This is a genomic window from Mesorhizobium sp. CA14, assembly GCF_020165195.1.
Lineage (GTDB): Bacteria > Pseudomonadota > Alphaproteobacteria > Rhizobiales > Rhizobiaceae > Mesorhizobium.
This window is the reverse complement of the sequence record NZ_JAIUHR010000024.1, coordinates 77,074-95,929: the sequence shown is the minus strand read 5'-3', so window position 1 is coordinate 95,929 and position 18,856 is coordinate 77,074. Positions and strand designations below refer to the sequence as shown.

The window sequence follows — 18,856 nt, the reverse complement described above, 5'->3', positions numbered from 1 at the left end:
GTTTGTCGCGCGTAATGTAAGTGTTGCCCGTGGGACCAGCAAGGCAAGTTGGCCTTCGTCCCCGGAAAGCTTCGTCCACTGCATGTCGGGCCATATCGCCGCCCGTCACCAACGCGTGTCACCCAGAGGTGTGGCTCCGAGGCATCAAAATAAGGAGAAAATCATCGCAAAGGGATGGCCTCCCAGGCGAAACCAAATTACAAAATCACGAAAGATTCTTGCGCGAAAGCCGTCTATGCCGCTCAAAGCCGATCTCGACGCCATCGACTGGAAGATCCTGCGCGAACTGCAGGGCGACGGCCGCATGACCAATGTCGAGCTGTCCAACCGGGTCGGCATTTCGGCGCCGCCCTGCCTGCGCCGTGTCAGGCGGCTGGAAGAGGCCGGCATCATCCGCGGTTACCGCGCGCTGCTGAATGCGCCTGCGCTCGGCATGGATGTCGTCGCCTTCTGCCTGATCGGCCTGCATCATCAGGCCGATGCTGAGCTGAAGACCTTCGCCGAACGCACGCGCGGCTGGCCCATCGTGCGCGACGCCTGGATGGTTTCGGGCGAATCCGATTTCCTGCTGCATTGTGTGGCGAGCGACCTCGGCACCTTCCAGACCTTCGTCATCGAGGAACTGGCGTCGGCCCCGAATGTGGACACGGTACGCACCGCCTTGACGATCCGCCGGGTCAAGGACGAAGGGCTGGTGGCTTTTCCAACTTAATGTGCCGGCTTCCGGAAATTCGCTTGCGCAAACAAAGGGCTGGTTTTGAATCAATCCGCGATCAGAGCGACCGTATCGCGGCAAGCAGTCCCTCAAGGTCCGTGGCGTCGCGCAACGGCGAAACCGAAAACCCGCTTATCGTCGAGGCTTCGCCGTCGACGAGCCAGCCACGTATGAGGCCGGCGCGCCGACCGGCTTCCACGTCGGCCGGCTTGTCGCCGATGATCAGCGATCGCTTCAGGTCGAGGCCGAGGCCGCGGCCCGCCTCCAGCAGCATGCCCGGATTGGGCTTGCGCATCGGGTGATCGGCAATGGCGAGAGGACCTGAACCGGCTTCGTGATAGGCGCAGGCCAGCACCATGTCGACAAACGCGTTTTGCTCAGCCAGCAGCTTGAGCACGCGCCCGTTCACCCGCGCAAACGCGTCCCAGCCGAAATAGCCGCGCGCGATGCCTGATTGGTTGGTGACGACAACGACCGGAACGCCGCGCTGGTTCGCAGCCTCGATGACCGGCGCGATGCCGTCGCGCAGCACCATGGCCGCCGGATCGTCTGGATAGCCGGTATCGACATTGATCGTGCCGTCGCGATCGAGGAACAGCGCCGGCCCGTCGGCCGGAAAGCTCGTGGCGGTGGTCCGCTCGACCCAAAGGCCCGGCTCGGCCAGCGGAAAGCTTTCGTTTTCAGCCATTGCTGAGACGCGCTTCGACCGCCTCGCACAGATGGTGATAGAGGCACAGATGCCCCTGCTGGATGATCGGCGTCGAAGTCGACGGCACGTTGAGCAGGATGTCGGTCAGCGGCTTGAGCTTGCCGCCGGTCTCGCCGGTGAGGCTGATAACCGTCATCCCCATCGCCCGCGCCTGCTCGGCGGCGGCAAGGATGCTCGGCGAATTGCCGCTGGTGGAAATGGCGAGCAGCACCGCGCCTTCCGATCCATGCGCCTCGACCTGGCGCGAGAACACGGTGTCGAAGCCGTAGTCGTTGCCCCAGGCGGTCAGCACCGCGGCGTTGGCCGGCAGCGCGATGACGTTGTAGGCCTTGCGTTCCTTCAGGAAGCGGCCGACCAGCTCGCCGGCGATGTGGATGGCATCGCTGGCCGAGCCGCCATTGCCGCAGATCAGCAGCGCCTTGCCTTGCGAGAGCGCCGTCACCACGGTGCTCACGGCGCGTTCCATCTCGCCGGTGAGATCGCGCTCGACCATCGCCGAGATCGCCGCCGCGGAGCGGACCAGGTAGTCGTTCAAATCGGACATGAGACCCTCAGTTTGCGGCACGCAGCTTGCCGATCGTGTTCGTCGTGCTCTTGCCGGCGACGAGGTCGACCAGCACCACGCGCCCGCCCGCCTTCTGCACCACGTCGGCGCCGACCACGGTCTCGATCGTGTAATCCGCACCCTTGACCAGAATGTCCGGCAAAAGCGCCTCGATGAGCTTGAGCGGCGTATCTTCCTCGAAGACGACGACGGCATCGACCGAGGCAAGTGCTGCCAGCACGCAGGCGCGATCATGCTGATTGTTGACCGGGCGCCCCGGCCCTTTCAGCCGGTGCACCGAGGCGTCGCTGTTGAGGCCGAGCACCAGCCTGTCGCACTGACTGCGCGCGGCATGCAGCAGGCTGACATGGCCGGCATGCAGGATGTCGAAGCAGCCATTGGTGAAGCCGACGGTCAGCCCCTCCTCCTTCCACGCCGCGACCATCCGGGCCGCCGCATTGGCGTCGAGAATGGCATCGGTATGGGTCGTCGGGCCGTGCGAACGGAACAGCGCGCCGGACAATTCCTCGACATTGAGCCGTGCCGTGCCGCGCTTGCCGACCACGACGCCGCCGGCCGCGTTGGCAATGACGGCGGCATGCACCCGGTCGGCGCCGGCGGCGAGCGACAGCGCGAAGCTTGCGATGACCGTATCGCCGGCGCCGGAAACGTCGAACACTTCGCGCGCCTGGGTGGAGATGTGGCGGGCATCCTCGGCGGAGACCACGCTCATGCCCTTCTCGCTGCGCGTGGCAACGATGAACTCGAAATCATGCGTGGCGATCAGGTCGCGCGCCGCGGTCACGATCTCGTCGTCGCCGAACACCTTGCGTCCGACCGCCTCGCCAAGTTCCTTGCGGTTCGGCGTCACCGCCGTGGCGCCTGCATAGCGCGCGTAATCGCGCCCCTTCGGATCGACCAGCACCGGCTTGCCGGCATCGCGGCAGATCGCGATCAGCTCGCCGGCGACGCCGTCGAGCAGGATGCCCTTGCCGTAATCGGAGAGGATGACAATGTCGGCGCGGCCAAGCGCAGCCTGGAAGTGATCGATGAGCTTCGCCCGCTCAGCGGAGGTGAGCGGCTTGATCTCTTCCTCGTCAAACCGCAGCACCTGCTGGTTGAGGGCGCTGAAGCGGCTTTTCGATGAGGTCATGCGGTCCTGGCGCTGCAGGAGGCCGTCGGTGTCGACGCCGATTTCGCCGAGCATGCGCATCAGATTGTCGCCGGCCTGGTCGGCACCGATCACCGACACCGGGATCGCGGCCCCGCCCAGCGAAACGATGTTGGAGACGACATTGCCGGCGCCGCCGATATTCAACGTCTCGCCCTTGCCATGTAGCACGGGTATTGGGGCTTCCGGCGAGATGCGTTCGATCACGCCGCTGACGAAACGGTCGAGGATGAAATCGCCCACAATCAGTACGGAAACGTTGCCGAACCGGGCGATGGTGCGATGCAAAGGTTCCGGAGAGGGCGGATTGTGCTTGATCATCTCACTCGAGGCATGCCTGAAGAAGGCCGGACTTGATTAGGTTTCAGCGCCGGAATTGTGGCGCGGGTCGCTTAAAGCGATGCCGATATACCGCAATTCGGGCGAGTGCAACGGCAAGGCCGGGTGCGGACCGCAAGCCGAAGCCGGCTGGGCGATCAGCTCTTCTGCAGGGCGACATGGACGCCGAGGCCGACCAGCACGGCGCCGCCCGCGCGTCGCATTAGCCGCTGGGCGCGTCCCGAACGCCGCAATCGCGCGATCATCGCGCCGGCAAGGAAAACGCAAACGATGTCCGCCGAGGAGAACATCAGATTGACGATAGTTCCTAGCACCACGAATTGCAGCCAGACCGGCAGCGCCGCCGAGGCATCGATGAATTGCGGCAGGAACGCCATGAAGAAGATCGCCGTCTTCGGATTGAGCACCTCGACGGTGACGCTTTCGAAAAAGGCGCGACGGGCCGATTTCCGTTCGATGGCGGGCAGAGCCATATCGCCGTTCGTCCGTTTGCGGAACATCAAAACGCCGAGCCAGATCAGATAGAGCGCGCCGACGAGCTTGACCGCAAGATAGAGCGGCGGCACCGCGTGAAACAGGACGGACAGGCCGGCAGCGGCGGCAAAGACATGCACATAGCCGCCGAGATGGATGCCGAGAGCCGCCGTCAGCCCCGACCAGCGCCCGCGCGCCATCGTCTGCGCAGCGGCGTAGAGCATGGCGGGGCCAGGAATATAGGCGAAGACCGCGGTGGTGGCGAAAAAAGCGATGAGCAGTTCGGTCGACGGCATTTGTCCCTCATGATCCGGTCGCAGCCTGTTCAGTCCGCACGCGGGACGGCTTTGGATTGGCCTGTGCGGACAACCGCAATGAAAGCAGCCATGACTTTCTTGTGGAATGACGGACTGAACGCGCCGATGCGCGCGCCCGGCTCGAAATAGGCTGACGATTCCAGGATATCGTGATTGTATTCGTCGACTATGACCCAAAGAGGAATAGGGTCAAGGCCGGCGCGGCGGCGTTCGATTTCCGGAACGGAAACGGCAACACGATCGCGACCCGGTTGCGTAGAGGTGATTGCGAGGATGAAGAGGTTCGTGCCGCCGGCTTTCCCGGGAAGGACGGCCACGAAGGCAACGGGCCGTCTCTTGCGGCCTTCGGTCTCGCCGTCTCCATGCTGCCGATACCAAAGATATGGATATCGCCAGACGTCGGCGGCAACCGGCTTAATCACGATCCAACTCCGCAGCGTACTCCTCAAGCATCTCGACATGGTCTGACGGAGCATCCTTGGCAGCGTAAGCGCGACGGCTGTCGTTGGCAAAGCGAGCCTCGTAGGCCTCGATGCTCATTAGGACATATCTCGGCTTGTTGTGACGGGTAATGGAGACAGGCTGCTGGCTCGCGGCCGCAAGCACGTCACCGAGATTTTGTTTCAGATCAGTAGACGGGTATTGCTTCATGAAGTCCTCCATCTTGTACAAAATAGGCAAAACAGACGAAATAGACAAGCTCAACGACCTAAGACGGGACGATGCCTGCTTTGTCGACAGCCCGACTGGCCTCCCCTATAAGAGCCGGAATCGCAAGCAGCAGAGGCCTTCATGATCATCGTCACGGGCGGCGCCGGCATGATCGGCTCCAACATCGTCGCCGCTCTCAATGCCGAGGGCCATGATAACATCGTCGTCGTCGACGATCTCACCGACGGCCACAAGATCGCCAACCTCGCCGACCTGCGCATCGCCGACTATCTCGACAAGGACGAATTTCTCGCCCGGCTCGAGGACGGCGCGCTCGGCCGCATCGAGGCTGTGTTCCATCAAGGCGCCTGCTCGACCACCACCGAGTGGAACGGCAAGTTCATGATGGAGGTGAACTACGCCTATTCGAAGCGGCTGCTGCATGCCTGCCTGAAGCTGCGCGTGCCCTTCCTCTATGCGTCGTCGGCTTCGGTCTATGGCGGCGGCAGCGAGTTTCGCGAGGAGCCGGACTTCGAGCGGCCGCTCAACGTCTATGCCTATTCGAAGAAGCTGTTCGACGACTATGTCCGCCGCACCGTCTTCGACACCGATCATTCGCAGGTCGCCGGCCTGCGCTATTTCAACGTCTACGGCCCGCGCGAGGCGCATAAGGGCGCCATGGCCTCCGTTGCCTTTCATCTCTTCAACCAGGTCGAGCGCGGCGAAAATCCGAAGCTGTTCGGCGCCTATGGCGACTTCGGTCCAGGCGAGCAGAGCCGCGACTTCATCCATGTCGGCGACGTCGCCGAGGTGAATCTGTGGCTGTGGAAACGCGGCTTGAGCGGCATCTTCAACTGCGGCACCGGCCGCGCCCAGCCGTTCCGGGCGATCGCCGAGACGGTGATCGACACGCTGGGCAAGGGCGAGATCGAATTCATCCCCTTTCCCGATCACCTCAAGGGCAGCTACCAGAGTTTCACGCAGGCTGATATGTCCCGCTTGCGCGCGGCCGGCTACAATGGCCAATTCCGCACAGTCGAAACCGGCGTCAGGGACTATGTCGAATGGCTGAAGGCCCAACGATCCTCGTGATCGGCCCACGCTGGGTGGGCGACATGGTCATGGCGCAGTGCCTGTTTGCGGCGCTGAAGGAAAAACATCCGAATGCGGCCATCGACGTGCTGGCGCCGGCATGGGCGGCCCCGCTGGTCAAGCGCATGCCCGAGATCCGCAGCCAGATCGACTTTCCGTTGATGCCGGGAGCCCTCGAATTCCGCAGCCGCAGGCGCTTCGGCCGCCTGCTGCGCGGCCGCTACGACATGGCCTATGTGCTGCCGGGAAGCTGGAAATCGGCCTTGATCCCGTTCTTTGCCCGCATCCCGCACCGCGTCGGCAATTTGCGCGAAATGCGCTACGGCCTGCTGACCGACATCGTGCCGCTGCCCGAAACGCTGAAACGGCGCACGGCGCGCGCCTATTTCGGCCTCGCGCGCGGCGGCACCTTTCGCGCGCCGAGACTTGCCGTCGACGAGGCTAACCAGGCCGATCTGCTGGCGCGCTTCGGGCTGACCGGCCGCAAATTCGTGGCGCTCATGCCCGGCGCCGAATTCGGCCCGGCAAAACGCTGGCCGAGCGATCATTATGCCGGGCTTGCACGGGACATGATGGCCAAGGGCTTGGGCGTCGCGCTGCTCGGCTCGAAGAACGATGCCGACGTGACGGGCGAGATCGCAGCCCTTGCCCCAGGCGCCGTCGACCTTGCCGGCAAGACGCGGCTGGAGGACGCCATCGACCTAATCGCGGCGGCAAAGCTTGCGGTCTCGAACGACAGCGGGCTGATGCATGTCGCCGCCGCCGTCGGCACGCCGATCGTCGCCGTCTATGGTTCGACCTCGCCGGAAAACACGCCGCCGCTCAGCGAGCGCTCCGAGCTGATCTGGCTGCATCTGTCCTGTTCGCCCTGCCATAAAAAGATCTGCCCGCTCGGGCATCTCAACTGCCTCAAGACTCTTGATGTCGCTCGAGTCGCGGCCGCGGCCGACCGCTTGCTCAACGTTCCGGCAGCGGCATGAAAGTGCTTATCGTCAAGACATCGTCGATGGGCGATGTCATTCACACGTTTCCCGCCATCGAGGACGCGGTGCGCAATCGCCTCGATGTCAGCTTCGACTGGTGCGTGGAAGAACCCTTTGCTGGGATAGTGGCGCTACATCCAGCCATCGGAGTGATCCACAAGGTGGTGATCCGGCGCTGGCGCAAGCGGCTTTTCGGCGGCCAAACCTGGCGCGAGATGGCAAGTCTGCGGCGGGCCCTGCGAGCGGGAAACTACGACCTTGTCATCGACGCGCAAGGCCTGTTGAAGTCGGCCCTGGTCGCCATCCAGGCCGGCGCGCCGATTGCCGGCTTCGACCGGGCGAGCGCCCGCGAGCCTTCGGCAACGCTGTTCTATCAACGCAAATACGCCGTGCCGCGCGACCTGCACGCCATCGAACGCACCAGGCGGCTGTTCGGGCTGGCGCTTGGCTACCAGCCGGATTTGTCGGCGCTCAACTCCGGTATCGTGCCGCCGGCGGGCGGCCTGGCTGGCATTGAAGGCAAAACCGCCTTCCTGCTGCACGGCACCAGCCGCGCGGACAAGAAGTGGCCGGTCGAGGATTGGATCGAAACCGCGCGCCGACTGGCCGACCGGCAATTCACGCCGGTTGCCACCTGGTCGAACGAGGCGGAAAACAAAGTGGCGGAAGCCATTGCCGGTGCCGTGCCAGGGACGGTGCTGGTTGCAAAATCGCCGCTCGCGGATATCGCCGCGATCCTCGGCCGTTCGACGCTGGTCATCGGCGCCGATACCGGCCTCACCCATCTTGCCAGCGCCTTCGGCCTGCCGACGGTCGCCATCTTCTTGGCGACGGAACCCGGTCTCACCGGCCCGCGCGGGCCGTTCGCATCGACGTTGCTTGCGCCTGCTGGCGGCAGGGTGACGCCGGCTGAAGTAATGGCTGAGGTTGAGCGCATGCTGGCGCTCAGATCAAACGCGCCAGCGTGAGGACCTTTTCAGAATTCGCTCTGGTGAGTCGAATAGCGTGGTTTTCGAGAACCGGCCTACGCCGGCCGTAGCCTTCATAGAGCGGAGACGCTTATCAGGGCTTCGGCTGGCGAAGGCCGGAGCGGAGCGTACTTAAAGTACGTGAGCACCGAAAGCGCAGAAAACCGCGCTAGTCGGCCGCCAGAGTAGAATTATCAAAAGGTCCTTAGATAAACTGCACCTGGACGATCTCATACCCTCTGGCGCCGCCCGGAGCATTGACCTCGATGGCATCGCCGACTTCCTTGCCGATCAGCGCACGCGCGATCGGCGAGGAGATTGAGATACGGCCGGACTTCACGTCCGCTTCCTGGTCGCCGACAATCTGGTAGGTTTTCTTCTCTTCGGTGTCCTCGTCGACGAGCACGACAGTTGCGCCGAATTTCACCTTGTCGCCGGAAAGCTTCGAAACGTCGATAACTTCGGCCCGCGCGATCAGATCCTCGAGCTCGTTGATGCGGCCTTCATTGTGGCTCTGCGACTCCTTGGCCGCGTGATATTCGGCATTTTCGGACAGGTCGCCATGCGAGCGTGCTTCGGAAATCGCCTCGATGATACGAGGACGTTCCTCCTGCTGACGCCAGCGAAGTTCTTCCTTCAATGACGCGAACCCCTCGCCTGTCATCGGGACCTTGATCATGTGCCTGACCTTTCCTGCCGCCGCCCCCGTTTTCGGGAGCGGCCTTGTCAATGGGTACAAAAAGAAAACGGTCCGGCAGCCTCGGGCTAACGGAACCGTCTCACCACAATTTCCACGAATATAGCAATCTTCGCGCGATTTTCACGCCCAAAAATGAAATTCGGCAAAATGATCACCGCTTTCGCGGGTCCCCGGCTTCGCGGCAAACGAAAAACCGGCCGCGATTGCCCGCAGCCGGTTCGAGGAGCGTCGAAGCCCTGTTCAGCTCCTCAGGAAATGATCGATCTGCTCGGACAGCATGCCGTATTCGCGCGAGCTCTTGCCGGTCCGCTTTTCGATTTCCTGGAGCTGCTGCTGCGCGCCGGCGAGATCGCCGATCTGCAGATGCGCTTCGCCAAGATATTCGCGCACCAGCGTGTAGTTCGGGTCGATCCGCAGCGCTTCCTCGTAATAGCCGAGGCCGACGGTGACGCGGCCCGAATGGCGGTGCGAATAGCCGAGATAGTTGAGGATGCGCGGATCCTGCTTGTTGGCGGCGAGCGTCAGCACCGAGATCGCCTCGTCATAGCGCCCGGCCATCGCCAGATCGTGGCCCGCCTCATAGATGCTGTCGTCGTCCAGCATGCCATATTGCGGCTTTACGCATTTGCTCTTCTTCTTGTCCCAGACCTCGCCCTTCTTGCAGGTGCTGGTCGTCTGGCCACCGCTGCTGCCGCCTTCACCAGCCGCAAAAGCCGGTGCAATGAACAGCGGCAGCGCCGCAATAGCCATGACCTGAACAAGCAAACGTCTGCGCATCGAAGCCTCCGTGAGTGTGACAATGCCAGATTAACGCCGCCTTGGCGCGGTTTCATCCCGAAATGCGGACGACTACCGAACTATTTTGGGCTGCCGGACAGAGGCATTTACCAGCGGACGTGACGCGCGTTTTAATTCCGCTATCATCGGAACCAAGCGCATCACGTGGAGAAGGACCGTGCAGCGGCGCCTCGAGAACGAGTGGGAACTTTCGATAGATCCGGACACGGTGCGCCTGTTCATCCTCAAGGCCAAGGCGCTGAGCGCCGCCCTCAACGAAGACTATGACGACGGCGCCGAGCATGAGGTCGAGTTCGACGGCGACACGCATGCCAGCCACCACCATGACGGCCTTGTCGAGGAAGCCTCGGAAGATCTCACCGAGGAGGAATTCCGCGAGCTGATCAACGATCTCAACATCGACGAAGCGGCCGAGCTGATCGCACTCGCCTGGGTCGGGCGCGGCGACTATGACCCGTCCGAATGGGCCGATGCGGTGGCTGCCGCCAGGGAGCGTCCCAGGAAGCGCACGGCCAAATACCTGCTTGGCCTGCCGATGCTTGCCGACTGGCTGGAGGAAGGCCTTGAAGCCATCGGCGCGTAACGCGCCGGTAACCGATTGTGATCGGCAAGGCTGCCGGCGCAGGCAACTTCGCAACGCGACCGCCGTTTCGGGGCGATGGCAACGCTGAGCCCTTCCCGACTTTGCCGACTGGCGCTGCCTGTGGCGGCCGCGATGCTGCTGATTACCCCGGCCCTGGCCAAGCATCACCATCGAAATAAAAGACACCTGCCGCCGGCCAGCCAGAGCGCCGCTCCGGCACCGGAAACGCCTCCGGCGACCCCGGTTCCAGGGTCGCGTCCCCAGGACATGGAGAACGGCACTGAGAAGTCCGGGCAAGACAAAAGCCGCCTCGACAGCAGCGACGACTTCCTTAATCAGGAGAAATCGCATCCGAAATGGGACGCACGCCCGCCACGTTCGAAAAGCGCTCAAACCGCGCCGCGGACGGAATCCGAGCCGCTGACGCCGGATGTGGTGCCGACGCCACCGGAGAAGCCCACCGAGTTCGAGCCGGAGCCACCGGAAACCGCGCCGCAGCCATCGGAAAAACCCGAACCGCCGGGCGAGGAAAAGATGCTTCCCGATCCGCGCTCGGCCGATATGCCGGCCGACACGATGCCGGCGGAAGAAACCGCATGCCGCGAGCGGCTGAAGGCGCTGGGCGTCGAGTTCGAGGAGCACAAGGCCGAGCACGATGCGGAAATCGGCTGCTCGATCCCCTATCCGGTAGTTTTGAAGACGCTCGGCAAATCCATCGGCATCAGTCCCGGCACCGAGCTCAACTGCCAGATGGCCGAGGCCGTCGCGCGCTTCTTGGCCGATGTCGTCCAGCCTATGACGAAGGCCGAACTCGGCGCCGATTTGAAGTCGGTCGACCAGGGCTCGGCCTTCGTCTGCCGGCCGCGCAACGGCACGCGCAAACTGTCGGAACACGCCTTCGGCAATGCGCTCGACATCGCGAGCTTCACCTTGTCGGACGGCAGGAAGATCGAGGTCGGGCCGGCGCCGCCGGATCAGGACGCGAAGTTCCTCAACGCGGTGCGCAAGGCTGCCTGCGGGCCGTTCAAGACGGTGCTTGGTCCGGGCGCCGACCCCGATCACGCGCTGCATTTCCACTTCGATCTGGAGCCGCGCCGCCACGGCGGCACCTTTTGCCAGTAAGCACGATTTCGAAAGTTTCGGTCACGTCCGGGCAAGTTCAGCGCCGCAATTCCGCCCCAGGCATGAATGCCGGCGCTGATCTTTCCTTTACTGTTGAGGGTTAACCTTGTGTCATTTGGATCATGATCCCAACAGATCAGATCTTGGGGACAAGGACGCCTTTCGATGGCTCGAAGACTTGGCGCCATGCTGGCAGCGGCGCGACGGAGCAAGCGTGCGCGCATCATGCTCGTCGGGCTGGCCGCGGGCGTTGCCATTGCGACGATATCGGCCTGCACGACCGGTGACGTCTTTGCGCTGCAGCCGGCCGTCGATGTCGGCAGCCAGACGGCAGCCGTGCTGCAGCCCGACGCGCCGCAATACTCCGGCATGCAACGCCTCGTTCCGTCTAATCCCTACATGACCCAGGCCGCCTATCCGCGTATGGATGAGCCGATCTCGCCGACCGTGCAGATGCCGGCCAGCGAGATCGACTGCCGCAACGAGTTGAAGCGGATGGGCGTCGTCTATCAGGACATCCAGCCGATCCATGAAGGCCAGTGCGGCATCGACTATCCAGTGAAGGTCTCGGCGATCGGCAGCGTCGCCATGAAGCCGGCGGCGACGCTGACTTGCAACATGGCCGCCACCTTTGCCGCCTGGACGAAGAACGAGCTGCAGCCGGCTGCCCGCTGGCGCTATTTCTCCGGGGTCAGGGCGATCCACCAGGGCTCCAGCTATTCCTGCCGCAACATCGCCGGCGAAGGCGTTCTCTCCGAGCACGGCAAGGGCAATGCCCTCGACGTCATGAGCATCGAGCTCAACAATGGCGACGACATCGACGTCCGCAAGCCCGGCCTGTTCGCCTTCCGCACGCGCGGCTTCCTCAACAATGTGCGCGCCGACGGCTGCGAATATTTCACCACGGTGCTCGGTCCAGGCTACAATTACGACCACCGCAACCATTTCCATTTCGACATCAAGAACCGCAAAAGCGGTTACCGCGCCTGCCGCTGAGGCTGCTCTGCCCAAAACGGCCAACACCGCATAAAATGGTCGCGCGTGGATTTGGGAGCGGTTGGCTGTGGGTGAGCGAAGCCTGAGGCGGCGCGCGGCGATCTGGCTGGCGGCGGTTTGCGCCGTCTATCTGGCGCTCGCCTACGTCGCCGCGCCGGAATTCTGGACCTGGCGGGAGCGCGGTTTTCGTACCCGGCCCTTCGAGATGGTGACGCATACGCCGCAGGGCATTCCCGGCGATCCGATCAATGTCGGCCTTGTCGGCACGGAGAAGGAAGTTGTCCACGCCTTCGCGGTCGCCGGCTGGGACACGGCCGATGCCGTGACGCTCAGGACTGCAATCGATATCGGTGAAAGCGTTTTGTTCTCCCGCCCTTACCCGGATGCGCCGATGAGCCGCCTGCTGTTCGAGGGCCGCGCTCAAGATCTTGCCTTCGAAAAGCCGGTCGGCGACAGCGCCGACCGGCGCCACCACGTCCGCTTCTGGCAGACGGACACGGTCGGCGACGACGGCCGACCGCTCTGGCTGGGCGCCGCCAGCTTCGATCGCGGCGTCGGCCTCAGCCACGACACGGGTGCCATCACCCATCATATTGGTCCCGACATCGATGCTGAGCGCGACTTCCTGATCGGCGACCTGAAGACCGCCGGCCTGCTGGCATCCACCAGCGAGATACCGGGGATCGGCGCCACCAAGACCGGACGCAATGGGGGCGGCGATCCCTATTTCACCGACGGCATGGCCATTATCGGCGTTCTGAAGACGCAGCGGTGACGGCGCACCCATTACGCGCGCTGACGCCGAAGGTGCGCGTCGTCATCGACGCGCTTGTCGGGCATTTCTCGGCGCCGATCTGGGATGCGGCTTGAACGGCGCGCCTGTCATGTCCCAAAAATACCGACGGGCTATTTTCGAATGCACTGCAGCAATGCTATTGACCGCCCATGCTATATCTTGAAATCGCCGTCGTGGCCGTCCTCATCTTGGTGAACGGCCTTTTGTCGATGTCGGAGCTTGCCATCGTCTCGTCGCGGCCCGCCCGTCTCAAGGCGATGATCGACCGCAACGTCAACGGCGCCGGCCGCGCATTGGCGCTCGGCTCGAACCCCGGCAAATTCCTGTCATCGGTGCAGATCGGCATCACGCTCGTCGGCGTTCTTTCGGGCGCCTTCTCGGGCGCCACGCTCGGCGAAAGGCTGGCGCAATATCTGGCTTCGACCGGCATCCCCGAAAACATCGCCGATCCCGTCGGCGTCGGCATCGTCGTCGCCTTGATCACCTATGCCTCGCTGATCGTCGGCGAATTGGTGCCGAAGCAGATCGCGCTCAAGGATCCGGAACGCGTCGCCGTCAGGGCCGCGCCGGCAATGACCATCCTCGCAACCTTCTCGGCGCCGCTGGTCTTCCTGCTCGACCTCTCCGGCCGCGCCGTGCTTTGGCTGCTTGGGCAGGCCGGCGAGACCGAAGAGAAGGTCACCGACGAGGAGATTAAGATGCTGGTGGCCGAGGCCGAACATCACGGCACCATCGAATCCGACGAGCGCCGCATGATCGCCGGCGTCATGCGCCTCGGCGACCGCGCCGTGCGCGCCGTCATGACGCCGCGCACCGAGGTCGACTGGCTGAACCTGCAGTCGGACGAAACCGCCGTCAAAAGACTTCTGATGGACACCCAGCACTCGCGCCTGCCCGTCGGCGACGGCAATGTCGACGCCATGGTCGGCGTCATCCAGACGCGCGACGTGCTGGCCGCCCTTCTGGCCGGCAGGGTGCTGGATCCGCGCCAGCATGTGCGCGCCGCACCCATCGTGCATGACCAGGCCGACGCGCTGGATGTCCTGCAGAAGCTGAGGGAATCGGACGTGCCGATGGCGCTGGTCCATGACGAATACGGCCATTTCGAAGGCATCGTCACTCCGGCCGACATCCTCGAAGCTATCACCGGCGTGTTCCGCTCCGACCTCGAGGCCGGCGAGGAGGAAAATGCCGTCAAGCGCGAGGACGGCTCCTGGCTGCTCGCCGGTTATATGCAGGCCGACGAGATGGCCGAGGTGCTGGGCATCGACCTGCCCGAAAACCGCGACTACGAAACCGTCGCCGGCTATGTGCTGTCGCATCTCCACCATCTGCCGACGACCGGCGAGTGCGTCGACGCGCAAGGCTGGCGCTTCGAGGTGGTCGACCTCGACGGCCGCCGCATCGACAAGCTGATCGCCACCCGCCTGCCCGAAGGCCACCGCCCTGTGGCGCGCTGAGGATCGCCTCCCTCGATGCGGCTGCAACTGCCAGCACTGCTCAGGCAAGCTGCTTGCGAAAAAAGATGCGCGCCTGTCCGTCGACTGCGAAAGGAATGCGGCCGAATTCGTTATAACCATGCCGGATGTAGAATCCGGGTGCCTGAAAGCTGCTCGTTTCGACGACAGCGCCCCTGCAGCCGCGTCTTCTTGCGCCTTCCTCGACGGTTGCAAGCAACCGAGCGCCGTAGGATCGGCCGCGCAGATGCGCCGGCACGAAAAACATGTCGAGGAACAGTAGGCCGAACTCGGCTCGTCCCCAAAGCCCAGCGAGTGCCCTGCCCGAGCCGTCGTATAGCACGGCCCCGATGGGCAGGCGATCATCCACGCCTGTGGCGGCAACATTATAGCGATAGAGCGCCGCTGCCGCCTCGGCTTTGACGGCATCATCAGCCGACGGCAGGATTCTCAGATTCGGAGTCTCGTTCATTTCGCCTGTTCCGAACAACGGCATGGATTGTGAACTTCCAACCTCTGCCGACGTTCCTCCTGCATGGCTTCGAAAGTCTTCGTGTTCGGCACTTTGAAGATGGGCTATCCCCTGCACGAGCAGGGTTTGAGCGGGGCCGCGTTTCTTGGCAACTGTCGGACGCATGAGCGTCTTCCAATGCTGATTGCCGGGCCTCGCTTCGCTCCGATGATGTTCAACGAACCGGGTGCCGGCTTCCAGGTCGCCGGCGAACTTTACGAGGTGGATGAACGCATCCTCTCACGCCTCGACAGGCTTGAATCCGTCGGCGCGCCTGGCAATCTGCGCGTGCCGGTCGAGGTTGAGCCTTTCGAGGGCGGGACGTCGATCCTAGCGCAGGTCTATATGAAATCCCGGCATCTCGCCGATCCCGTACATTCCGGATATCTCGCTTATTACAATGACCGGCGCTTCGTGCTTCCCCCGAGCACTTAGCGACTTCGCCCGCCTCCGGAAGTTCCATTTTCCGATATTAAACGGGCTAAAGCGATCGCAATCAGAGCGCGCGAGCAGCAACGGCTTGCGCCGCTTCCCAGCAAATGCACTCGGTGCCCGCCAGCTTAGCTATTCTCGGACGAAGGTGTCGAGGCTGATGCCGAAGGCACGCCAGGTCCCCACCCGCTTGCGGGAAGCGGTTTCGCCCTCCTTGCCGGCGATGGTGCTGCCTGCCACCGTTAGCCACATCGTCTCCAGTTTGCCGTCCCGCAATATGCCGGTGTAGCTCACCGCGGCGGGGCCGGCCGTACCCTCGCCGGCGGCCGTTACTCCAATCACGTCGCCATGCGCGATGCCGGATATCGGCACGGTCTGTCCATAGAAGCTGCTGTCTTCGAGCGCCGTACGAAACGTGCCTTCAATCCGGCCGCCCTCCTCACCGGTGATGTCGAGGACGGACCCATATTGATTACGCCATCTGCCAAGCCAAGGCATTCCGCTCCTCCACGACTGTGCTGTCTTCGTCTTCGGTGAATTGTCTTCGGTGGATTCGGGCCTGCATCTAACGCGCTGTTCCGAGCGGTCAACAGCGCGACGGCCAAAGGGATCAACCTGGGATCCAGACAAGACAGGCAGCTCCGCAAACGGAAAGGGGCGGCGCTAGCGCCACCCCTTCCCACTGGGAGGACAATGTCGATCGACCGCTCAGGCGGCCTGGGCTTCGCCGGCGATCGCGTCGGCGGCGCGGGCGGCCTTCAGCACCTTCGCCCACCAGGCGACGTCGTTGACCAGCGCAGCGGCGGCCTGGTTCAGATGCTCGAGATCCTCGAGCTTCTTCTCGCCCTGGCGCACCGCAAGGAAATCGCCCCAGGCAATATGCACGGCCGACTTGACGGGAGCCATCTGCAGCTCGACGGCAATCAGGCGGAGCTGTTCGACCGCGCGCGCGCCGCCGACCGAGCCGTAGCCGACAAAGCCGGCCGGCTTTTTGTTCCATTCATTGGCGGCGTAATCGATGGCGTTCTTCAAGACACCGGTCGGCGCGTGATTGTATTCGGCGGCGGTGAAGATGAAGCCGTCGAACTCGGCGACCTTCTTCTGCCAGCGCTGCGCCACTTCGTTCTGCGACGGCGCCCAGGCGGAGGAGGCGACTTCGTCGAAGAAAGGCAGCGGCCAGTCGCGCAGATCGACGATCTCGACGTCGATATCGGCGTGGGTCTTGGCGATCTTGGCGATCCACTGCGTCGGCACGTCGGCGAAGCGGGCGGCGCGCGTCGAACCGACGACAATAGCGATTTTGGGCTTGGACATAAGGGGCTCTCCTTGCGGGAATTTCTGGTATCGTTTGGATACCGGCGCTATATGTGATACTGACAAATCGGCGCGCAAGGAGGCACGTTTTTGTTACTGAGGCACCCGCACAACACCGAGGACTGCCGGGCGGTGTCGGAAATCCTGCAACGGGTCGGCGACAAATGGACCGTGCTCGTCGTCGGCAAGCTCGGCGGCGGTGCGATGCGCTTCAACGAATTGCGCGCCGCCGTCGGCGGCATTTCGCAGAAGATGCTGACCACCACCTTGCGCGGCCTGGAGCGCGACGGCTTCGTCACCCGCAAAGTGTTTCCGACCATTCCGCCACGTGTCGATTACGAGCTGACCGAGCTCGGCCACGAGCTGCTCGTGCCGGTCGGCGCGCTCGGCGAATGGGCCCGCAAAAACACCAATCGGGTCCGCGAAGCGCGCGCGAGATTCGACGGCCAGCAGGCCTGAAAACCCTTGAAGTTCAAGGATTTCTGAACCATTGGATGAGCCATGCGGCTGGGCGCAGGGCCCGTCCTTCCTATGGCTTTGATCGGATCTGCTGCTGCGTCGCAGCGATCCTCGCCGGCGTCTCCGCGCAACCGCCTCGACAAGGATGGCTGTCTTTAACCAGCCAGCGATCAGGCGCTCGGGATGGTGCTGTCGCAGCACGTCGTCGAGCAATTCTCCGCCTGCGCAGCCTTCTTGTCGATCGCCTTCGGGCCTCGCATGCAGGCGACGCGTGGAAGGTCTTTGCTGACTTCCATGTAGGCCGTTATGCCGAGCAGGCAGACCAGAGCAATAAGGGCTGCCACGAGCCAGCCGTTCAGCATGTGTTGACGCATTGTTTTCCCCTCGCGCCCTCAAAGTGGGGCGCGATGGCAACCATTGGATGTCGCGAAGCGCATCTCCCGCGCGGATGTTGTTACAAAACGGCAGGTCTGGAGGAGAATCAGGGCCTGTCAGTTCTCGGCCGGAACCGGCTTCGGCTTGCCTTCGCCGTCGAGCGCCACCATGACGAAATCGGCATGGGTGACCTTCTCCATGAGGTCGGAAAGGTAGCGCTGCGCCCAGGCTTCGACCTTGAGCACCATCGAGGTGCGGCCGACGCGCTCGACATGGGTGTAGATGCAAAGCGTGTCGCCGATCTTCATCGGCTTGGCGAAGGACATCTCTTTGACCGCGGCAGTGACCACTCGACCCTTGGCGCGCTCGGCGGCGCGGATGCCGCAGGCAAGGTCCATCTGCGCCATCACCCAGCCGCCGAAGATGTCGCCGGCCGCATTGGCGTCGGACGGCATGGCGAGCGTGCGCAAGGTCAGATCGCCAAGAGGTTTTCCGTCCGCGTAATGCACCATGCAACTCCTCCGAGATCGATCGTTCTGATCCCGTACCGTCACCGTACGGACACGTCAACGCGCCGTCGGTCGTTGAAGGCATCGCGTGAAATTCGCCAGGGGATGGAGAGCGGCAGGCTTAGCGCTACATTACATGCGGCGAATTGAGGAGGCACCTGAAATGGAGTTCACCTTTCGTCCGCTGACGCCCAATCTATGGCCTGCGATTGAAGATCTGTTCTCCGAAAGCGCCGCGTGCAGTCGCTGTTGGTGCATGTACGGGCGGATCGGCAGTTCTTACAAGAAGAGACCTGGCGAGAAGAACAAGGCGGCGTTCAGGCAGATCGTCGAGCTAGGCCCACCTCCAGGCGTGCTTGCTTTTGATCGCGGTGCTGCCGTCGGATGGTGCCAGGTGACACCCCGAGATGCCGTGACCTGGCTCGATCGACTTTGGCAGCTCAAGCGTGTGGATGATACACCGGTCTGGTCTTTGTCTTGCCTCTATGTGCGAAAAAGATATCGCAGGCAGGGCATCACATCCCGCCTAATCCAAGAGGCGCAAGAGATCGCAAGGCGCGCAAATGCCGCCGCGCTTGAAGCCTATCCTTTTGATGCCGAGATATCGCCGAGCGCTTCCGGTAGCGGGTACGCCTCCACCTTCGCTCGTGCCGGGTTTTCAGTCGTGGCTCGCAGGATGCCGGCCCGCCCAATCATGCGTTATCATATCAAGAACATTGATTGACGGCCGGACACCTTTCCAGTGTAATGGCCACCTGCGATCACAAGCCGAAACCCAAACGAAGTTCGCGGTCGCTTTTTTCACAAGCCATGCCGGAAGGTCCGGCGACGCGGCGAGCAG

25 protein-coding genes are annotated in these 18,856 nt (G+C 63.2%); 12 read left to right on the top strand and 13 right to left on the bottom strand.

Annotated elements, in window-relative coordinates:
* Nucleotides 1–235: 235 nt before the first annotated feature.
* Nucleotides 236–712 carry an Lrp/AsnC family transcriptional regulator gene (locus LB565_RS22360; protein ID WP_040989590.1) on the top strand — a complete coding sequence of 159 codons (477 nt, stop codon included), beginning with the start codon at nucleotides 236–238 and terminating at the stop codon, nucleotides 710–712.
* A gap of 61 nt (nucleotides 713–773) precedes the next feature.
* Here LB565_RS22360 and LB565_RS22355 read toward each other — a convergent pair whose 3' ends face one another.
* The 6 genes from LB565_RS22355 to LB565_RS22330 all read right to left on the bottom strand — a co-directional run bounded on the left by LB565_RS22355 (nucleotide 774) and on the right by LB565_RS22330 (nucleotide 4,920).
* On the bottom strand, nucleotides 774–1,403 hold the full coding sequence (locus LB565_RS22355; protein WP_224587837.1) for a D-glycero-alpha-D-manno-heptose-1,7-bisphosphate 7-phosphatase: 630 nt from the start codon (nucleotides 1,401–1,403) through the stop codon (nucleotides 774–776).
* Nucleotides 1,396–1,968: an SIS domain-containing protein gene (locus LB565_RS22350; RefSeq protein WP_112126837.1), complete on the bottom strand. Its 573-nt coding sequence runs from the start codon at nucleotides 1,966–1,968 to the stop codon at nucleotides 1,396–1,398. Before LB565_RS22350 ends, LB565_RS22355 begins: the two co-directional genes overlap by 8 nt.
* 7 nt (nucleotides 1,969–1,975) lie before the next feature.
* Nucleotides 1,976–3,460, bottom strand: a complete 1,485-nt coding sequence (gene rfaE1 / locus LB565_RS22345) for a D-glycero-beta-D-manno-heptose-7-phosphate kinase (RefSeq protein WP_224587824.1) — start codon at nucleotides 3,458–3,460, stop codon at nucleotides 1,976–1,978.
* A gap of 155 nt (nucleotides 3,461–3,615) precedes the next feature.
* Nucleotides 3,616–4,248: a LysE family translocator gene (locus LB565_RS22340; RefSeq protein ID WP_224587822.1), complete on the bottom strand. Its 633-nt coding sequence runs from the start codon at nucleotides 4,246–4,248 to the stop codon at nucleotides 3,616–3,618.
* A gap of 29 nt (nucleotides 4,249–4,277) precedes the next feature.
* Nucleotides 4,278–4,691: a hypothetical protein gene (locus LB565_RS22335; RefSeq protein WP_318012185.1), complete on the bottom strand. Its 414-nt coding sequence runs from the start codon at nucleotides 4,689–4,691 to the stop codon at nucleotides 4,278–4,280.
* The gene (locus LB565_RS22330) at nucleotides 4,684–4,920 is read right to left on the bottom strand and encodes a type II toxin-antitoxin system Phd/YefM family antitoxin (RefSeq protein ID WP_217575619.1); all 237 of its coding nucleotides are present in this window, start codon (nucleotides 4,918–4,920) and stop codon (nucleotides 4,684–4,686) included. Before LB565_RS22330 ends, LB565_RS22335 begins: the two co-directional genes overlap by 8 nt.
* 141 nt (nucleotides 4,921–5,061) lie before the next feature.
* Between LB565_RS22330 and rfaD the strand changes: the two genes are divergently transcribed.
* From rfaD to waaC, 3 genes are read left to right on the top strand one after another with little or no spacing between them, the layout of a single operon-like run.
* Nucleotides 5,062–6,012, top strand: coding sequence for an ADP-glyceromanno-heptose 6-epimerase (rfaD, locus tag LB565_RS22325; protein ID WP_224587820.1), 951 nt, complete (start codon nucleotides 5,062–5,064; stop codon nucleotides 6,010–6,012).
* The gene (gene waaF, locus LB565_RS22320) at nucleotides 5,985–6,992 is read left to right on the top strand and encodes a lipopolysaccharide heptosyltransferase II (RefSeq protein ID WP_224587818.1); all 1,008 of its coding nucleotides are present in this window, start codon (nucleotides 5,985–5,987) and stop codon (nucleotides 6,990–6,992) included. The genes rfaD and waaF overlap by 28 nt, the downstream gene beginning before the upstream one ends.
* Complete coding sequence (gene waaC / locus LB565_RS22315) at nucleotides 6,989–7,963, top strand: lipopolysaccharide heptosyltransferase I (RefSeq protein ID WP_224587816.1); 975 nt, start codon at nucleotides 6,989–6,991, stop codon at nucleotides 7,961–7,963. Before waaF ends, waaC begins: the two co-directional genes overlap by 4 nt.
* Nucleotides 7,964–8,168: 205 nt before the next feature.
* Here waaC and greA read toward each other — a convergent pair whose 3' ends face one another.
* The gene (gene greA / locus LB565_RS22310; RefSeq protein ID WP_027168132.1) at nucleotides 8,169–8,642 is read right to left on the bottom strand and encodes a transcription elongation factor GreA; all 474 of its coding nucleotides are present in this window, start codon (nucleotides 8,640–8,642) and stop codon (nucleotides 8,169–8,171) included.
* A gap of 261 nt (nucleotides 8,643–8,903) precedes the next feature.
* Nucleotides 8,904–9,440 (bottom strand): tetratricopeptide repeat protein, encoded by a 537-nt coding sequence (locus LB565_RS22305; RefSeq protein ID WP_224587814.1) that lies wholly within the window; start codon nucleotides 9,438–9,440, stop codon nucleotides 8,904–8,906.
* Between the two features lie 178 nt (nucleotides 9,441–9,618).
* Between LB565_RS22305 and LB565_RS22300 the strand changes: the two genes are divergently transcribed.
* The 5 genes from LB565_RS22300 (at nucleotide 9,619) to LB565_RS22280 (ending at nucleotide 14,418) form a co-directional block, all read left to right on the top strand.
* Nucleotides 9,619–10,044, top strand: a complete 426-nt coding sequence (locus LB565_RS22300; RefSeq protein WP_224587811.1) for a DUF3775 domain-containing protein — start codon at nucleotides 9,619–9,621, stop codon at nucleotides 10,042–10,044.
* Between the two features lie 132 nt (nucleotides 10,045–10,176).
* Complete coding sequence (locus tag LB565_RS22295; protein ID WP_318012184.1) at nucleotides 10,177–11,166, top strand: extensin family protein; 990 nt, start codon at nucleotides 10,177–10,179, stop codon at nucleotides 11,164–11,166.
* Between the two features lie 165 nt (nucleotides 11,167–11,331).
* The gene (locus LB565_RS22290) at nucleotides 11,332–12,162 is read left to right on the top strand and encodes an extensin family protein (protein ID WP_224587807.1); all 831 of its coding nucleotides are present in this window, start codon (nucleotides 11,332–11,334) and stop codon (nucleotides 12,160–12,162) included.
* Between the two features lie 67 nt (nucleotides 12,163–12,229).
* A complete protein-coding gene (locus LB565_RS22285; protein WP_224587806.1) occupies nucleotides 12,230–12,937 on the top strand; it encodes an LssY C-terminal domain-containing protein in 708 nt (235 codons plus the stop codon).
* Between the two features lie 170 nt (nucleotides 12,938–13,107).
* Nucleotides 13,108–14,418 (top strand): hemolysin family protein, encoded by a 1,311-nt coding sequence (locus tag LB565_RS22280; protein ID WP_224587804.1) that lies wholly within the window; start codon nucleotides 13,108–13,110, stop codon nucleotides 14,416–14,418.
* 40 nt (nucleotides 14,419–14,458) lie between these two features.
* Here LB565_RS22280 and LB565_RS22275 read toward each other — a convergent pair whose 3' ends face one another.
* Complete coding sequence (locus tag LB565_RS22275; RefSeq protein WP_224587802.1) at nucleotides 14,459–15,052, bottom strand: GNAT family N-acetyltransferase; 594 nt, start codon at nucleotides 15,050–15,052, stop codon at nucleotides 14,459–14,461.
* Between LB565_RS22275 and LB565_RS22270 the strand changes: the two genes are divergently transcribed.
* Nucleotides 14,951–15,361, top strand: a complete 411-nt coding sequence (locus tag LB565_RS22270) for a gamma-glutamylcyclotransferase family protein (protein ID WP_224587800.1) — start codon at nucleotides 14,951–14,953, stop codon at nucleotides 15,359–15,361. The two genes, LB565_RS22275 and LB565_RS22270, sit on opposite strands and share 102 nt — an antisense overlap.
* Nucleotides 15,362–15,490: 129 nt before the next feature.
* On the opposite strand, the gene LB565_RS22265 is transcribed toward LB565_RS22270, so the two are convergent.
* Nucleotides 15,491–15,856, bottom strand: a complete 366-nt coding sequence (locus LB565_RS22265) for an avidin/streptavidin family protein (RefSeq protein WP_224587789.1) — start codon at nucleotides 15,854–15,856, stop codon at nucleotides 15,491–15,493.
* A 210-nt stretch (nucleotides 15,857–16,066) separates the two neighbouring features.
* Nucleotides 16,067–16,672, bottom strand: a complete 606-nt coding sequence (locus LB565_RS22260) for an NADPH-dependent FMN reductase (RefSeq protein WP_224587787.1) — start codon at nucleotides 16,670–16,672, stop codon at nucleotides 16,067–16,069.
* 90 nt (nucleotides 16,673–16,762) lie between these two features.
* On the opposite strand from LB565_RS22260, the gene LB565_RS22255 reads away from it, so the two are divergent.
* Complete coding sequence (locus tag LB565_RS22255; RefSeq protein ID WP_224587785.1) at nucleotides 16,763–17,131, top strand: winged helix-turn-helix transcriptional regulator; 369 nt, start codon at nucleotides 16,763–16,765, stop codon at nucleotides 17,129–17,131.
* A gap of 170 nt (nucleotides 17,132–17,301) precedes the next feature.
* Here the strand turns inward: LB565_RS22255 and LB565_RS22250 are convergent, their stop codons facing one another.
* The gene (locus LB565_RS22250; RefSeq protein ID WP_224587783.1) at nucleotides 17,302–17,505 is read right to left on the bottom strand and encodes a hypothetical protein; all 204 of its coding nucleotides are present in this window, start codon (nucleotides 17,503–17,505) and stop codon (nucleotides 17,302–17,304) included.
* 117 nt (nucleotides 17,506–17,622) lie between these two features.
* Complete coding sequence (locus tag LB565_RS22245; protein WP_224587781.1) at nucleotides 17,623–18,018, bottom strand: acyl-CoA thioesterase; 396 nt, start codon at nucleotides 18,016–18,018, stop codon at nucleotides 17,623–17,625.
* Nucleotides 18,019–18,178: 160 nt separating this feature from the next.
* Here LB565_RS22245 and LB565_RS22240 point away from each other — a divergent pair, with 160 nt between their 5' ends.
* The gene (locus tag LB565_RS22240; RefSeq protein ID WP_224587779.1) at nucleotides 18,179–18,739 is read left to right on the top strand and encodes a GNAT family N-acetyltransferase; all 561 of its coding nucleotides are present in this window, start codon (nucleotides 18,179–18,181) and stop codon (nucleotides 18,737–18,739) included.
* The last annotated feature ends 117 nt before the right edge of the window (nucleotides 18,740–18,856 follow it).

What these genes read in the sequence shown, in the direction of transcription:
- LB565_RS22360 (WP_040989590.1), top strand. Translation starts at nt 236, where the DNA reads ATGCCGCTCAAAGCCGATCTCGACGCCATCGACTGGAAGATCCTGCGC.
- LB565_RS22355 (WP_224587837.1), bottom strand. Translation starts at nt 1,403, where the DNA reads ATGGCTGAAAACGAAAGCTTTCCGCTGGCCGAGCCGGGCCTTTGGGTC.
- LB565_RS22350 (WP_112126837.1), bottom strand. Translation starts at nt 1,968, where the DNA reads ATGTCCGATTTGAACGACTACCTGGTCCGCTCCGCGGCGGCGATCTCG.
- rfaE1 (WP_224587824.1), bottom strand. Translation starts at nt 3,460, where the DNA reads ATGATCAAGCACAATCCGCCCTCTCCGGAACCTTTGCATCGCACCATC.
- LB565_RS22340 (WP_224587822.1), bottom strand. Translation starts at nt 4,248, where the DNA reads ATGCCGTCGACCGAACTGCTCATCGCTTTTTTCGCCACCACCGCGGTC.
- LB565_RS22330 (WP_217575619.1), bottom strand. Translation starts at nt 4,920, where the DNA reads ATGAAGCAATACCCGTCTACTGATCTGAAACAAAATCTCGGTGACGTG.
- rfaD (WP_224587820.1), top strand. Translation starts at nt 5,062, where the DNA reads ATGATCATCGTCACGGGCGGCGCCGGCATGATCGGCTCCAACATCGTC.
- waaF (WP_224587818.1), top strand. Translation starts at nt 5,985, where the DNA reads ATGGCTGAAGGCCCAACGATCCTCGTGATCGGCCCACGCTGGGTGGGC.
- waaC (WP_224587816.1), top strand. Translation starts at nt 6,989, where the DNA reads ATGAAAGTGCTTATCGTCAAGACATCGTCGATGGGCGATGTCATTCAC.
- greA (WP_027168132.1), bottom strand. Translation starts at nt 8,642, where the DNA reads ATGATCAAGGTCCCGATGACAGGCGAGGGGTTCGCGTCATTGAAGGAA.
- LB565_RS22305 (WP_224587814.1), bottom strand. Translation starts at nt 9,440, where the DNA reads ATGCGCAGACGTTTGCTTGTTCAGGTCATGGCTATTGCGGCGCTGCCG.
- LB565_RS22295 (WP_318012184.1), top strand. Translation starts at nt 10,177, where the DNA reads ATGCTGCTGATTACCCCGGCCCTGGCCAAGCATCACCATCGAAATAAA.
- LB565_RS22290 (WP_224587807.1), top strand. Translation starts at nt 11,332, where the DNA reads ATGGCTCGAAGACTTGGCGCCATGCTGGCAGCGGCGCGACGGAGCAAG.
- LB565_RS22280 (WP_224587804.1), top strand. Translation starts at nt 13,108, where the DNA reads ATGCTATATCTTGAAATCGCCGTCGTGGCCGTCCTCATCTTGGTGAAC.
- LB565_RS22270 (WP_224587800.1), top strand. Translation starts at nt 14,951, where the DNA reads ATGGCTTCGAAAGTCTTCGTGTTCGGCACTTTGAAGATGGGCTATCCC.
- LB565_RS22275 (WP_224587802.1), bottom strand. Translation starts at nt 15,052, where the DNA reads ATGCGTCCGACAGTTGCCAAGAAACGCGGCCCCGCTCAAACCCTGCTC.
- LB565_RS22265 (WP_224587789.1), bottom strand. Translation starts at nt 15,856, where the DNA reads ATGCCTTGGCTTGGCAGATGGCGTAATCAATATGGGTCCGTCCTCGAC.
- LB565_RS22260 (WP_224587787.1), bottom strand. Translation starts at nt 16,672, where the DNA reads ATGTCCAAGCCCAAAATCGCTATTGTCGTCGGTTCGACGCGCGCCGCC.
- LB565_RS22250 (WP_224587783.1), bottom strand. Translation starts at nt 17,505, where the DNA reads ATGCGTCAACACATGCTGAACGGCTGGCTCGTGGCAGCCCTTATTGCT.
- LB565_RS22245 (WP_224587781.1), bottom strand. Translation starts at nt 18,018, where the DNA reads ATGGTGCATTACGCGGACGGAAAACCTCTTGGCGATCTGACCTTGCGC.
- LB565_RS22240 (WP_224587779.1), top strand. Translation starts at nt 18,179, where the DNA reads ATGGAGTTCACCTTTCGTCCGCTGACGCCCAATCTATGGCCTGCGATT.